The following is a 14,136-nucleotide window of genomic DNA, read 5'->3' on the forward strand; positions in this document are numbered from 1 at the left end:
CATGCTGGCTGACAAGGACCGGATCTTCACCAATCTTTATGGGCAGAATGACTGGCGGCTGGAGGCAGCCCGTAAGCGGGGTGACTGGACCAATACGGCGGACATTATTGCCAAAGGTCGGGATGCCATTATTGCGGAAATGAAGGCATCTGGCCTGCGTGGGCGCGGTGGGGCGGGCTTTCCCACGGGTTTGAAATGGTCTTTCATGCCTAAGCAGTCCGATGGACGACCGCATTATCTGGTGATTAATGGAGATGAATCCGAACCCGGTACCTGCAAGGACCGGGAGGTTATGCGCCACGAACCGCACAAGCTGATAGAAAGTGCGATGATCGCATCTTTTGCGATGGGTGCGCATGCCTCCTACATTTACATCCGTGGGGAATTCTGCCGCGAGGCTGAACGCTTGCAGGCCGCGATTGATGAGGCTTATGCCGCCGGTCTGCTTGGAAAAAACGCAGCAGGCAGCGGATGGGATTTTGATTTTCGGATTCATCGTGGTGCTGGCGCTTATATCTGTGGTGAAGAAACCGCTTTGCTGGAAAGTCTGGAAGGCAAAAAGGGCCAACCCCGAATGAAGCCGCCATTCCCCGCAGGGGTCGGGCTTTATGGTTGCCCCACCACAGTCAATAATGTGGAAAGTATTGCGGTTACATCGACCATTATGCGGCGTGGGGCATCATGGTTTGCAGGGTTGGGGCGGCCGAACAATGCGGGTTCCAAGCTCATGGCTATTTCTGGCCACGTCAACACGCCCTGTGTTTTTGAAGAAGAACTCGGTGTGCCGCTGAAGGAAATCATAGAAAAACACGGCGGTGGTGTACGTGGCGGTTGGGACAACCTGCTGGCGGTTATTCCCGGAGGCTGCTCCGTGCCGCTTTTGCCCAAATCGGTATGCGAAACTGTTTTGATGGATTACGACAGCCTGCGTGCCGAACGCTCTGGTCTTGGCACTGCGTGCATGATTGTGATGGACAGATCGACAGATATTATAAAAGCCATTGCAAGGTTCTCCAAATTTTTCAAGCATGAAAGCTGTGGTCAGTGCACGCCATGCCGTGAAGGTACGGGGTGGATGATGCGCATGATGGATCGGATGGTGCAGGGCCGTGCCGATATTGAGGAAATTGATCTGCTTGAGCAGGTCACCCGGCAGGTGGAAGGGCATACGATCTGTGCGCTGGGTGATGCCGCCGCATGGCCCATACAGGGGCTGATCAGGCATTTTCGGCCGGAAATGGAAGAGCGTATCCGCCAGTATAAAGCAGCTTATGGCAGCACCGGGCTGGTGCAGGTTCCCGCCGGTGGCGTTCCGGCAGCAGTGGAGTAACGGCAATGGTCAGGGTAATAGTTGATGGCACGCCGGTAGACGTTGCGCCCGGTTCCAGCGCCTTGCAGGCGTGCGAGGCCGCAGGCAAGGAAATTCCGCGCTTTTGTTACCATGAGCGCCTGTCTGTTGCGGGTAACTGCCGTATGTGTCTGGTGGAAGTGGCGCGTGCGCCCAAGCCGGTTGCTTCCTGCGGGTTCCCTGTTTCCGACGGTATGCAGATTTTTACGGATACCGAGGTTGTTCGCCGTGCCCGCCGTGCGGTTATGGAGTTTTTGCTCATCAACCACCCGTTGGATTGCCCAATCTGTGATCAGGGTGGGGAGTGTGACCTACAGGATCAGGCTTATGGGTATGGGGCCGGTATTTCGCGCTATAAGGAAGACAAGCGCGCGGTAACGGACAAGGATCTGGGGCCGTTGGTCAAAACGGTTATGACGCGTTGCATCCAGTGCACACGTTGCGTCCGCTTTAGCACGGAAGTGGCAGGCACCCCCGAGCTTGGTCTGGTCTCTCGCGGGGAAAATGCCGAGATTACCACATATGTGGAAAAAGCTCTGACATCCGAACTTTCGGGCAATCTGATTGATGTTTGCCCGGTTGGCGCGTTAACGGCCAAACCATCGGCGTTTCATGCCCGGTCATGGGAATACAAAAAGACCGATAGTATTGATGTCATGGATGCTCTGGGCACCAACATTCAGGTTCAGGCGCGCGGTGGGGAGGTTATGCGGATTGTCCCCCGTGTGAATGACGATGTGAATGAAGAATGGCTGTCTGATAAAGGCCGTTTTTCCATTGATGGCCTTAAACGTAAACGGCTGGATAGGCCGTGGGTGCGGGTCCATGGCAAAATTTCTTCGGTTTCATGGAAAGATGCGTTGATCGCTCTGGCCCGGCGGTTTGATGGTGTTCCGGGGGACAAAATCGGGGCTATTGCAGGTGATCTGTGTGATGCGGAAAGCCTTTGCGCAATAAAAGATCTTTTGCAAAGTATTGGGTCTGGCAATCTGGATTGCAGGCAGGATGGTGCGTGGTACGATACAAGCGCGCGTTCGGGCTACCTGTTTAACAGCGATATTGGCGGAATAGATCAGGCGGATGCGCTGTTGCTGGTTGGTACCATGCCCCGGCACGAAGCACCCGTGCTCAATGCCCGTATTCGCAAACGGTTTGTTGATGCCGGGCGGGGTGGTTTTCCCATTGGCATGATCGGTGCGCCCACGGCGGACATGACGTACGACGTAAACGTGCTTGGTAATGGGCCGGACGTGCTGGCCGATCTTCTGAGCGGGCGGAACGCGTTTGCCGAAGTGCTGAAAAATGCCAAAAATCCCATGATCATTGTGGGGCATTCCGCTCTGACCCGGCGCGATGCTCCTGCAATTTACGCAGCCTGCCGCGAACTGGCTCAGACCTGCGGCGCCATAACCCCCGAGTGGCATGGTCTGAACATTCTGCACACGGCCGCATCACGCGTTGGTGCGCTCGACCTTGGCTTCCTGCCCGGCCCACATGGGTGCGATGCCGCGAGTATGCTCCGTGGCGGGGTGGAAATCCTGTGGTTGCTGGGTGCGGATGACGTACAAATCGATCGCATTCCGCCAGAAACCTTTGTTGTGTATCTGGGCCACCATGGGGATGCCGCAGCAAAGCGGGCGGATATTATACTCCCCGGTGCGGCCTATACCGAAAAGCCGGGCACGTATGTGAACACCGCCGGGCGGGTGCAACGTGCCTTCCGTGCTGTGTTCGCACCGGGCGAGGCACGGGAAGACTGGCGAATTATCCGGGCTTTTTCCGAGGTTGTCGGCCACACATTGCCATATGACACACTTGAACAACTGCGTGCGCATATGGCGCAGGTTAATCCGGTTTTTGCCCTTGGTGGCAAAAACACGCAGCGTCTGGCCGGTCAGGGTGGGGAGCAGCCTGTGTTGCCCGCCAAGCAGGAGGGCGAGCTTATGCCAGCGCCATTGCGCCCGGTTATTCAGGATTATTACCAGACCAATGTCATAAGCCGCGCCAGCCAGACCATGGCCGAGTGTTCTCGGGTTTATGGCACGGTACCTGCGGTTGCAGCGGAGTAAGGCAATGGCACATTTTTTCTACCAAACCCTTGTGGGCCAGATCCTGCTTATGCTGCTGGAAACACTGGCGGTTCTGGTGCCGTTGCTGATTGGTGTTGCCTACCTTACGCTCATGGAGCGCAAGGTTATGGCCGCCATGCAGCGCCGCCGGGGGCCAAATGTGAACGGTCTGTTCGGTCTGTTGCAGGCCTTTGCCGATGCGATCAAGATGATTGTAAAGGAAACGGTTATCCCCGCGGGGGCTAACAGGGCGCTGTTCCTGTTTGCACCGTTCCTGACCTTCTCTCTCGCCATGGCGGCATGGGCGGTGATCCCGACAGGGAATGGGCTTGCGGTTGCCAATATTAATGTCGGCATTTTGTATCTGCTCGCTATTTCTTCCCTTGGGGTCTACGGCATGCTGATTGCAGGGTGGGCGTCCAATTCGCGTTATGCGTTTTTGGGCGGGTTACGCTCCGCAGCGCAGATGGTCTCTTACGAAGTGTCGATCGGGCTTGTGATTGTGTCCGTTCTGCTGGCCGTGGGGAGCCTGAACCTGAACGATATTGTGCTGGCGCAACGGCATGTGTGGTTCTGTGTGCCCATGTTCCCCATGTTCATTGTGTTCTTTATTTCTGCATTGGCGGAAACAAACCGCGCGCCGTTTGACTTGCCCGAAGGGGAGAGTGAGCTGGTTGCTGGCTTTTTTGTGGAATATTCATCGCTCGCTTTCGGCCTGTTCTTTTTGGGCGAATACGCGAACATGATCCTCATGTCCTCCATGGTCAGCATTCTGTTCCTTGGCGGGTGGCTCCCCCCCCTTGGAATTGCGCCACTGACATGGATACCCGGCCCGCTCTGGCTGATTTTTAAGATCCTGTTCTGTCTGTTTGTTTTTATCTGGGTGCGCGCCACGTTCCCACGCTTCCGCTACGACCAGCTGATGCGGTTGGGATGGAAGGTGTTCCTGCCTTTCTCGCTCTTGTGGATGATTGGTACGGCAGGTTTTCTTATGGCAACAGGTCTGCTGCCGCATATGGGAGGGGTGAATTCATGAGCACTCTTGGCACCACATTACGGGCCTTCATGCTCAAGGAACTGGCTGCGGGCATGGTCTCCACGTTCCGTATGATGTTCCAGCCCAAGGTTACGCTGAACTACCCGTACGAAAAAGGGCCGCTGTCCCACCGTTTTCGGGGGGAACACGCTTTGCGGCGCTATTCCAACGGGGAGGAGCGCTGCATTGCCTGCAAACTGTGCGAGGCCACATGCCCGGCAGAGGCCATTACCATTGAGGCCGAACAGCGCGATGACGGCTCGCGCCGTACCACGCGCTACGACATTGACATGACAAAATGCATCTATTGCGGCCTGTGCGAGGAAGCCTGCCCTGTGGATGCAATTGTTGAAGGTCCAAACTACGAATTTGCCACGGAAACCCGTGAAGAGCTCATGTACGACAAGAACAAGCTGCTGGCGAATGGAGACCGTTGGGAATCCCTGCTCGCACGGAGGCTGGAACTTGATGCGCCGTATCGCTGAGCAGATGCAGACCACGCTAGGGCAGGAGGTTGGCCAATGATGGCACAGCTCGTTTTTTACGTTTTTGCGGCGGTATTGCTGCTTTCGGCCTGCATGGTCATTAGCGCACGCAACCCGGTTCATGCGGTTTTGTTCCTGATTCTGGGCTTTTTTAACGCAGCAGGGTTGTTCCTTGTCGCGGGAGCCGAGTTCCTGGCCATGCTGCTGGTCATTGTTTACGTGGGTGCGGTGGCGGTTCTCTTCCTGTTTGTGGTGATGATGCTGGATATAGATTTCAGCCGCATGCGCGAAGGCTTCCAGCGTTATGCCCCCCTTGGCCTGTGTATTGGTGGCGTGTTGCTGGGCGAGCTGGTCATGGCGTTTAGTAACTGGCGCATGGCCCCTACGGGTGTAACCACACCATTGGCAGTGGCGCCGGGTCTGACCAACACGGCAGCATTGGGCACGGTTATTTACACACATTATGTGCTGCTGTTTCAGGCATGTGGGCTTGTTCTGCTGGTTGCCATGATCGGCGCGATCGTGCTGACCCTGCGCGACACGGCAACAGGCCGCCGCCAGAACATTGGGCGCCAGCATGCACGCACACGTGAAGAAACGCTGGAGCTTGTTAATCTGCCACTTGGCGAAAACGTGTTTGAGCAGGGTGGTTTCCTGCGGCCCAAAGGCTCCTATTACGAAATTGCGGTTCCCGGTTCCTACGGTGCGGGCGAGCCGGAAAAGACGGAAACGGAGGAGAAAGGCGCATGAACACGGCAATCGCGTCTGTAGGGCTTGGACCTTACCTGTTTGTCAGCGCCGCACTTCTGGTTCTGGGGGTGTTTGGTATTTTTCTGAACCGCAAGAACATTATTGTTCTGCTCATGTCCATGGAGCTGATCCTGCTCTCGGCCAACCTTAATCTGGTGGCGTTTTCCGCGGCTCATGGGGACCTGTCGGGGCAGGTCATGGTGCTGTTCGTGCTGACCATTGCCGCAGCCGAAGCGGCCATTGGTCTGGCTATTGTTACGGTCTACTTCCGTAATCGCGGCTCCATTCAGGTCGAAGACGTGACGATGATGAAGGGATGAGCAGCGTTATGCAAACAGAACTCAACCTGTTTTCCGTTGCCGTGCTTACCCCTTTGGCGGGGGCAGTTGTAGCGGGCCTTGGTGGCCGGTTTATGGGCGATACGCTGGCCAAGGTTGTGGCTATTGCCTGTATGGGGGTTGCCGCTCTTTGTAGCGTTGGAGCGCTGTGTGGTGCGTGGGCCGGGGGCTTTCCGCATGCGGCTGTGCCGTTGGCGCAGTGGGTGCATGCCGGGGGTTTTGACGCAACATGGACCCTGCGGTTTGACACGCTCTCCGTCACTATGGTGAGCATGGTGCTTGTGGTGTCGTTGCTCGTGCATTGCTACAGTATTGGCTACATGAGCCATGAGAGCATGCCGACCTATCGGTTTTTCTCCTACCTGTCTCTTTTTACCTTTGCCATGCTCATGCTGGTCTCTTCCAACGACCTGATCCAGTTGTTTTTTGGTTGGGAAGGGGTGGGGTTGGCCAGTTACCTGCTCATTGGTTACTGGTATGACCGCCCGGCAGCTACGGCTGCGGCCATAAAGGCCTTTGTGGTTAACCGTGTGGCGGATCTGTTCTTTATTGTTGGCATAGGGCTGATCTACGTTCTGTTCCATTCCGTGCAGTACGATGCCATTTTTGCCGCAGTGCCCGATGTGCTTTCCGCACCATACAAGGTGTGCGGTGTTTCCTTCCGTATGCTGGAGGTTATCTGCTTTTTGCTGTTTGTGGGGGCCATGGGCAAATCGGCCCAGTTGTTCCTGCACACATGGCTGCCTGACGCCATGGAAGGCCCGACCCCCGTATCCGCCCTTATTCACGCGGCAACCATGGTTACGGCCGGTGTGTTCCTTATGGCGCGTATGTCGCCCTTGCTGGAGTTTGCGCCGGGTACGCGTACCTTTGTTATTCTGATCGGTGCGACAACCTGCTTTTTTGCCGCAACCGTTGGCATGGTGCAGCCCGATATTAAACGCACGATCGCCTATTCCACCTGCTCGCAGCTTGGCTATATGTTTGCAGCTGTTGGGGTGGGGGCGTATCAGGCCGCTGTGTTCCACCTGACCACACATGCTTTTTTCAAGGCGCTTTTGTTCCTTGCCGCAGGCTCGGTCATTCATGCCATGCATGACGAGCAGAATATGTTCCGCATGGGCGGGCTGTGGAAAAAACTGCCCATTACCTATGTGGTCATGTGGCTGGGGAGTCTGGCGCTGGCGGGGGTTTATCCCTTTGCGGGGTACTGGTCCAAGGATGCCATTCTGAACGCACTCTGGGCATCCGATGCATCCTACAGCCATTACGCCTGGGCTATGGGGAGCATTACGGCCTTCCTGACGGCGTTTTATAGCTGGCGGCTCCTGTTCCTGGTCTTTCATGGCAAACCGCATGATGAGCATGCCCATGGTGCCGCGCATGAAAGTCCGGCAATTATGACCATACCGCTGCTGGTCCTGTCCGTAGGGGCTGTTGTGGCCGGTGTTGCTCTTGCACCGTTCTACATTGGCACGCACCACAATGCGTTCTGGAACGGGGCCATTGTTAACGCGCCCACCAACCATATTATGGAGGCGTTCGAGCATGTGCCATCGCTAATTGCCCTGCTTCCCAGTATTGCGGGTCTTGCGGGCATTGCGCTGGCTTTTGTTCTGTATGTGAGTGCTCCGCAAATACCGGCGGCTCTGGCCCGTAGCTTTGGGCCGATCTATCGGTTCTTGCTCAACAAATGGTACTTTGACGAACTGTATGACCGGATTTTCGTGCGCCCTTATGCAGTTCTTGCCCGCGTGTTGTGGAAAGGTGGGGACGAAGGCGTGGTGGAAGGTCTGCCGCTAGATGTTGTGCGCGCCACGCATGATGGCGCGTTGCAGGCGATCCGCCTCCAGACCGGCTCCATTGCCATTTACGCCTTTACCATGCTGGCAGGGCTTGTGGTGCTGCTGACAGTTGCGCTGTGCGGGTGATTTAGCATGACCAACGCCATTCCGACCTTGTTCTCTTCCTATCCTCTGCGGAGTGCGCAGCGATGAGTATGACAGTGTTCAACTGGACTGTAGCCCTGCCTGAAATTGTTCTGGCTTTATCGGGTATTCTCATTCTGGTGGCCGGTGTGCTCCAGCGGAAAGGGGAGGGGTTCTTTCCTGCTGCCATACTCAGTCTTGTTGCGTTTCTGCTTTGTGGCTTTCTGGTCGTGCTTTCGCCTTCGGGGGCGGGGTATGCCGGAACATTTGTGAATGACGGTTTTGCCCGGTTCATGAAGATACTTATTCTGTCGGGTGGCTTTGTGGCCGTGGCGCTGAGTGTGAGTTACCGCACATCCGAACGGCAGACCTTGCCGTTTGAAACGCCGGTGCTCATGCTGTTTTCCACGCTGGGGGCTATGCTCATGGCGTCCTCGGCTAACCTGATGACGTTGTTTGTCGGGCTGGAACTGTCGTCTCTCTCCATTTACATTCTGTGCGCTGTGGAGCGGGATAATGTTCTCTCGTCCGAGGCGGGGATGAAGTATTTTATCCTCGGCTCACTGGCGTCTGGCCTGCTGCTTTACGGCATTTCGCTCGTTTATGGTTATGCAGGCACCATGGAATATACAGGGCTGGTGGATGCGGTCCGGGCTTCGGCCATGCCGCCCATGGGGCTGGTCGTGGGTATTGTGTTTGTTGTGGTGGGGCTGTGCTTCAAGCTGTCCGCTGTGCCGTTCCATATGTGGACACCAGACGTATACCAAGGTGCGCCCACACCGGTTACGGCTTACATGGCCGGAGCGCCAAAGTTTGCAGCGTTTGCGCTGTTCCTGCGTGTTATGGCCGGGCCTTTTGGCTCCATTGCCCCCCGCTGGCAGATACTGGTTGAGACCGTGTCCGTCCTGTCCATGGTTTATGGGGCGTTTGCGGCCATTCCCCAGACCAACATTAAGCGGCTTATGGCCTACTCCTCTATTGGCCACATGGGGTACGCCATGATGGGGCTTGCGGCGGCCTCCACCGTTGGTACGCAGGCAACACTTATTTACCTTGCCGCCTATTTTGTTATGAACGCAGGCGTTTTTGCGGGCATTACCGCCATGCGCCGGAACGGGCGTGAGGTGAATGCCATTACCGATCTGGCAGGGCTTGGGCGCTCGGACCCGGGTATGGCGCTTGCGCTTGCCATTTTTATGTTCAGCATGGTGGGCGCTCCTCCGCTGGCCGGTTTTTTTGGCAAGTTCATGGTTTTTGCAGCCGCATGGCAATCTGGCCTTTACGCGCTGGTCTGCATTGGCGCATTGTCCAGTGTAGTGGGTGCTTATTATTATCTGCGGGTTGTAAAAATTATGTATTTTGATGCGCCAGCCGATGCGTTGGATCGTCCTGCTCCCAGCCTTCTGTTTGTTTCAGGCGGGATGGGTGTTGCAACAGTGGTTTTTGCCATTGTGCTTGGGCCAATCATGTCTGTGGCGCATCAGGCCGCACTTGCTCTGGCTGGATGAACGGGCAGAGTGATTATTGGCAGCTGACCTGTTTTGATGAGCTGCCATCGACTTCCGATTACTGCCTGAATGCCTGCCGCTCGGGTGCAGATGTAACCGGCATGGCGGTTCTGGCCCGCCGCCAGACCAAAGGTCGCGGTAGCCGTGGCCGCACATGGCTGGACGGAGGGCAGGGGCTGGCGCTCAGCGTTGTGCTGGATGCGGCGCAGGCCGGGCCGGATGCACTGGGCGGCTGGCCTTTTGTTGCCTCGCTCGGGTTTTATGACGGGTTGATCCGGGCACTCCCCGCAGCCCAGCCCCACCTGATGATCAAATGGCCAAATGATATTCTGCTTGATGGGCAGAAAATGGGAGGCATCCTGATCGAGCGGGAAGGCCCCTACGTTCTTATTGGTATGGGGGCAAACCTTGTGTCCGCCCCCGATCCGAGTGTGCTTGAGCGGCAGGTGGCCCATCTGGCGCAATGTGGCCCGGTGCCGGATGTGGAGCGTGTGGCCCGCTCTGTGCTGGACGGGCTGGCATTCTGGCAGGCGCAATGGCGACAAAAAGGCTTTGCGGCCATTCGCGCCGCCTGGCTGGAAAGGGCGCACCCTGTAGGCTCCCCCCTTGTCGTTCGGGGCGGGACTACTTATGAGAGAGGGTTCTTTGCAGGCTTGGCGGAAGACGGTCGCCTGCTGCTGGACACGGAAGGTGGCATGAAGACAATCGCAACAGGGGATATTCTGCTTATGGAAAAGGGCGCGTAGGGGTGCTACTTGTCATTGACGCAGGGAATACCAATGTTGTGTTTGCAGTGCATGACGGCGAGAAGTGGCGTGGTGTCTGGCGTATTACCATGCAGCCCCAGCGGACTTCGGACGAATATGGGGTGTGGTTGCAGGCATTGCTCAAAACGCAGGGTCTGACCCCCGATGATATTGAGGGGGCTGTTATTGGCACGGTGGTGCCAGCCGCACTCTACCATTTGCGCACTTTATGCCGCCAGTGGTTTGCTGTAGAGCCACTGCTGGCCTCCGCCCGTCTGGACTGGGGGTTTGCCATAAAGATGGATAACCCGGACGAGGTCGGGGTGGACCGTCTGCTTAACGGACTTGCCGCGCATTATACCTATGGCGGCCCGTTAACGGTGATTGATTTTGGAACAGCCACCACGTTTGATGTGGTGGATCAGGAAGGAAGCTATTGTGGCGGTGTTATTGCGCCCGGCATTAATCTGTCGGTCGAGGCACTGCATCAGGCCGCAGCACGGCTTCCGCGTATTGGTATTGGTCGCCCTGTAGGGGACTCCGCTATCGGGCGGAATACGGTTGCAGCCATGCGCTCAGGGGTGTTCTGGGGGTATGTCGGTTTGATCGAGGGGATTGTCGAGAGGATCCGTCGTGAAGTGGGGCCTTCCATGAAGGTGCTCGCAACAGGCGGTCTGGCTCCGCTCTTCTCGGAAGGGACGACGGTCTTTGACCATGTGGATTCAATGCTGACCCTCAATGGGTTGCGCTTGCTGGCGGGGAGGAACCCCCTGCCGAAACTGACAGTAGAACGAGATTTTTTGGCTGAAGGATAATTGAATACTATGACTGAACAGAACGGCGATCTGGCCTTTCTGCCCTTGGGCGGAACGGGTGAGATCGGCATGAACCTCAACCTGTATCGTCAGGGCGATACATGGCTGGCTATTGATTGCGGTATTGGTTTTAGCGGGAATGATACGCCAGAGGCGGAAATTCTGGTGCCAGACCCGGCCTTTATTGTCGAACGCAGGAACAAACTGGCCGGGCTGGTCATTACTCATGCGCACGAGGACCATATTGGTGCCGTGGCCCATGTCTGGCCCATGCTTCAATGCCCTATTTATGTCACCCCATTTGCAAGTGCCGTGCTGCGCCGCAAGCTGGCCGAAGCCCGCCTGATGGATGTGCCGATCCGTGTTGTCATGCCCGGTGCGCGCTTTGATGTTGGGCCGTTCGATATTGAATTCGTGCCTGTTACGCATTCGGTGCCCGAAGCCCAGTCCATGGTGCTGCGGACGCCATCGGGCATTGTTGTCCACACCGGGGACTGGAAGTTCGATCCCGAACCGCTGGTTGGCCCGGCAACAGACCTGAACCGCCTTGCCGAAATTGGTAAGGAAGGCGTTCTGGCGCTGGTATGCGACAGCACGAACGTGATGAAGCCCGGCCCTTCGCGCTCCGAGTCCGAAGTGCGCGTGAGCATGACCGAACTGGTGGCAAGCCTTAAGGGGCGTATTGCGGTCACCTGCTTTGCGTCCAACGTGGCGCGGGTGGAAACCATTGCCATGGCCGCGCAGGCGGCAGGCCGCACCGTAGTGCTGGTCGGGCGTTCGCTGCGGAATCTGGACACGGCTGCGCGTGAATGCGGTTACCTGTCCGGTGTGCTGCCGTTCCTGAGCGAGCAGGACGTGAATGACGTGCCTGATGACCAGCTGCTTATGATCATCACTGGCAGTCAGGGCGAGCCGCGTTCGGCCCTGTCACGCATTTCCATGGATGTGCATCCCAATATTTCCCTCGGGGAAGGGGATACAGTCATTTATTCCAGCCGCATGATTCCGGGCAACGAACGGGCGATCATGGCTGTGCAGGATAATCTGGCCAAACGTGGCGTTAAGGTTATTACCGACCGCGAACATTTTGTGCATGTATCCGGCCACGCCACGGGTGGTGATGTGCAAAAAATGTACGAACTGCTCAAGCCCCAGCATGTTGTGCCGGTGCATGGCGAATGGCGCCACCTGACCGCGCAGGCCGCTCTGGCGCAGGAAATGGGCATAACCCCGGTTCTGATGGAGGACGGCGATATTCTGCGCCTTGCCCCCGGCAAGCTGGAAGTGGTGGACACAGCCCCCACGGGCCGTCTGGCGCTCGATGGTAACCGCCTGCTGCCCATGAATGGTGGCGTGCTGGCTGCTCGGCGCAAGATGCTGTTCAACGGCATTGTTATTGGCAGCTTTGCCGTGGATGACGAAGGCTTTGTTATTGGTGATCCCAAGGTCAGCGCACCCGGCCTGCTGGACCCGGATGATCTGGAAAGTGTGCGTGTGCGTGAGGAATTCGCCAACGCGCTGGACGTTATTCCCGACGAATTGCGTAATGAAGATGGCGCCTTCCGCGAGGCTGCCAAAACAGCGCTGCGTCGCGCTCTGGGCCGCAAGCTGCAAAAGCGTCCGCTGGTGGATGTGCACGTGCTGCGCGTGTAAGCCACAGGAACGTAGAGACGAAGTAAGAGAGCCCGGTTCTGCCGGGTTTTCTTTTGTTCAGGGCTGTTTTACATCTGAATCACAGACAACACAGGCTACCTCTTTTTTGCCGGAGGTCTGCCCCATACAAGGCTGAATGTACATGCGTCTTTCGCGCAGCTTTCTTCCCACTCTCAAGGAAAATCCGGCAGAGGCGCAGATCGTCTCTCACAGGCTCATGCTCCGCGCGGGGCTGATCCGCCAGACGGCTTCGGGCATTTATGCATGGCTGCCAGCCGGGCTTAAAGTGCTGCGCAATATCAGCCAGATCGTGCGTGAAGAGCAGGACCGGGTGGATGCGCAGGAAGTGCTTATGCCCACCTTGCAGTCCGCCGACCTGTGGCGCCGTTCTGGCCGTTACGATGCCTACGGCCCCGAAATGCTGCGCATTCAGGACCGCCACAAGCGCGAACTGCTCTACGGGCCAACCAATGAGGAAATGGTGACCGATCTGTTTGGTCAGACGGTCAAATCTTACAAGGATCTGCCGCAGGTTCTGTACCATATTCAGTGGAAGTTCCGCGACGAGATGCGCCCCCGTTTTGGCGTCATGCGTGGCCGTGAATTCCTGATGAAGGACGCTTACAGCTTTGATGTGGACTACGCATCAGCCGTGGCGACCTATCGCCGTATGATGCTGGCTTACCTGCGTACCTTCCAGCGTCTGGGTGTGCGTGCAGTGCCCATGCGGGCGGATACAGGACCGATCGGGGGAGAGTTGAGCCACGAGTTCCTTATTCTGGCTCCCACGGGTGAGAGCGGCGTGTTCTATGATGCCGCATTGGAAGATCAGGACTGGCTGGACGAACCGGTTGATACCAACAACCCCGATGCGCTGGAGGCCTTCTTTACCCGCGTAACCACGCCCTATGCCGCAACGGATGAAATGCACGATACCGTTGCATGGGACGCCGTGCCGGACGAGCAGAAGCGCGAAGGCCGCGGGGTGGAAGTCGGGCACATTTTCTACTTTGGCACCAAATATACCCAATCCATGGGGGTGAGCGTAAGTGGCGCTGATGGCGGGCAGTTCTTCCCCGAAATGGGGTCTTACGGCATTGGTGTATCCCGCCTTGCCGGGGCTATTATTGAAGCCTGCCACGATGAAAACGGTATTATCTGGCCCGATTCCGTAGCACCCTTCCGTGCAGCCATTCTGAACCTGAAGTCCGGTGATGCCGTGTGCGATGAAATGTGTGAGCAGATTTACGCCAAAGCCCCCGAAGACTTTTTGTATGATGATCGCCCCGAACGGGCAGGGGTAAAGTTTGCCGATGCGGACCTGATGGGCCACCCGTGGCAGATTGTTGTTGGCCCCCGTAGCGCCAAGGAAGGCCGGGTGGAACTCAAACGCCGCGCAACAGGTGAGCGGCAGGAGCTGAGTGTGGACGAAGCGCTGGCTCTGGTTCTGGCGGGCTGAT

At 57.0% G+C, this 14,136-nt stretch carries 12 protein-coding genes; all 12 read left to right on the forward strand.

The window, feature by feature from the left end; all coding sequences use genetic code 11:
- Position 1 precedes the first annotated feature (1 nt).
- On the forward strand, positions 2-1,330 hold the full coding sequence (gene nuoF, locus AABE20_RS07970) for an NADH-quinone oxidoreductase subunit NuoF (RefSeq protein WP_338332569.1): 1,329 nt from the start codon (positions 2-4) through the stop codon (positions 1,328-1,330).
- Between the two features lie 5 nt (positions 1,331-1,335).
- Positions 1,336-3,417, forward strand: coding sequence for an NADH-quinone oxidoreductase subunit NuoG (gene nuoG, locus AABE20_RS07975; protein ID WP_338332570.1), 2,082 nt, complete (start codon positions 1,336-1,338; stop codon positions 3,415-3,417).
- A 4-nt stretch (positions 3,418-3,421) separates the two neighbouring features.
- Positions 3,422-4,453, forward strand: a complete 1,032-nt coding sequence (gene nuoH / locus AABE20_RS07980; protein WP_165990831.1) for an NADH-quinone oxidoreductase subunit NuoH — start codon at positions 3,422-3,424, stop codon at positions 4,451-4,453.
- Positions 4,450-4,938, forward strand: coding sequence for an NADH-quinone oxidoreductase subunit NuoI (nuoI, locus tag AABE20_RS07985; protein ID WP_338332571.1), 489 nt, complete (start codon positions 4,450-4,452; stop codon positions 4,936-4,938). The genes nuoH and nuoI overlap by 4 nt, the downstream gene beginning before the upstream one ends.
- Positions 4,939-4,974: 36 nt before the next feature.
- The gene (locus tag AABE20_RS07990) at positions 4,975-5,688 is read left to right on the forward strand and encodes an NADH-quinone oxidoreductase subunit J (RefSeq protein ID WP_338332572.1); all 714 of its coding nucleotides are present in this window, start codon (positions 4,975-4,977) and stop codon (positions 5,686-5,688) included.
- Positions 5,685-6,008: an NADH-quinone oxidoreductase subunit NuoK gene (gene nuoK, locus AABE20_RS07995; RefSeq protein WP_059024068.1), complete on the forward strand. Its 324-nt coding sequence runs from the start codon at positions 5,685-5,687 to the stop codon at positions 6,006-6,008. Before AABE20_RS07990 ends, nuoK begins: the two co-directional genes overlap by 4 nt.
- 8 nt (positions 6,009-6,016) lie before the next feature.
- The gene (nuoL, locus tag AABE20_RS08000; RefSeq protein ID WP_338332573.1) at positions 6,017-7,957 is read left to right on the forward strand and encodes an NADH-quinone oxidoreductase subunit L; all 1,941 of its coding nucleotides are present in this window, start codon (positions 6,017-6,019) and stop codon (positions 7,955-7,957) included.
- 62 nt (positions 7,958-8,019) lie between these two features.
- Positions 8,020-9,462 (forward strand): NADH-quinone oxidoreductase subunit NuoN, encoded by a 1,443-nt coding sequence (nuoN, locus tag AABE20_RS08005; RefSeq protein ID WP_338332574.1) that lies wholly within the window; start codon positions 8,020-8,022, stop codon positions 9,460-9,462.
- Positions 9,459-10,208, forward strand: a complete 750-nt coding sequence (locus AABE20_RS08010; RefSeq protein ID WP_338332575.1) for a biotin--[acetyl-CoA-carboxylase] ligase — start codon at positions 9,459-9,461, stop codon at positions 10,206-10,208. The genes nuoN and AABE20_RS08010 overlap by 4 nt, the downstream gene beginning before the upstream one ends.
- Before the next feature lie 2 nt (positions 10,209-10,210).
- A complete protein-coding gene (locus AABE20_RS08015; RefSeq protein ID WP_165990837.1) occupies positions 10,211-11,023 on the forward strand; it encodes a type III pantothenate kinase in 813 nt (270 codons plus the stop codon).
- A gap of 9 nt (positions 11,024-11,032) precedes the next feature.
- Positions 11,033-12,676, forward strand: a complete 1,644-nt coding sequence (locus AABE20_RS08020; RefSeq protein WP_338332576.1) for a ribonuclease J — start codon at positions 11,033-11,035, stop codon at positions 12,674-12,676.
- Between the two features lie 142 nt (positions 12,677-12,818).
- The gene (proS, locus tag AABE20_RS08025) at positions 12,819-14,135 is read left to right on the forward strand and encodes a proline--tRNA ligase (RefSeq protein WP_338332577.1); all 1,317 of its coding nucleotides are present in this window, start codon (positions 12,819-12,821) and stop codon (positions 14,133-14,135) included.
- The last annotated feature ends 1 nt before the right edge of the window (position 14,136 follow it).

The organism is Acetobacter zythi (assembly GCF_963921165.1).
In the GTDB taxonomy this organism is placed as follows: Bacteria; Pseudomonadota; Alphaproteobacteria; order Acetobacterales; family Acetobacteraceae; genus Acetobacter.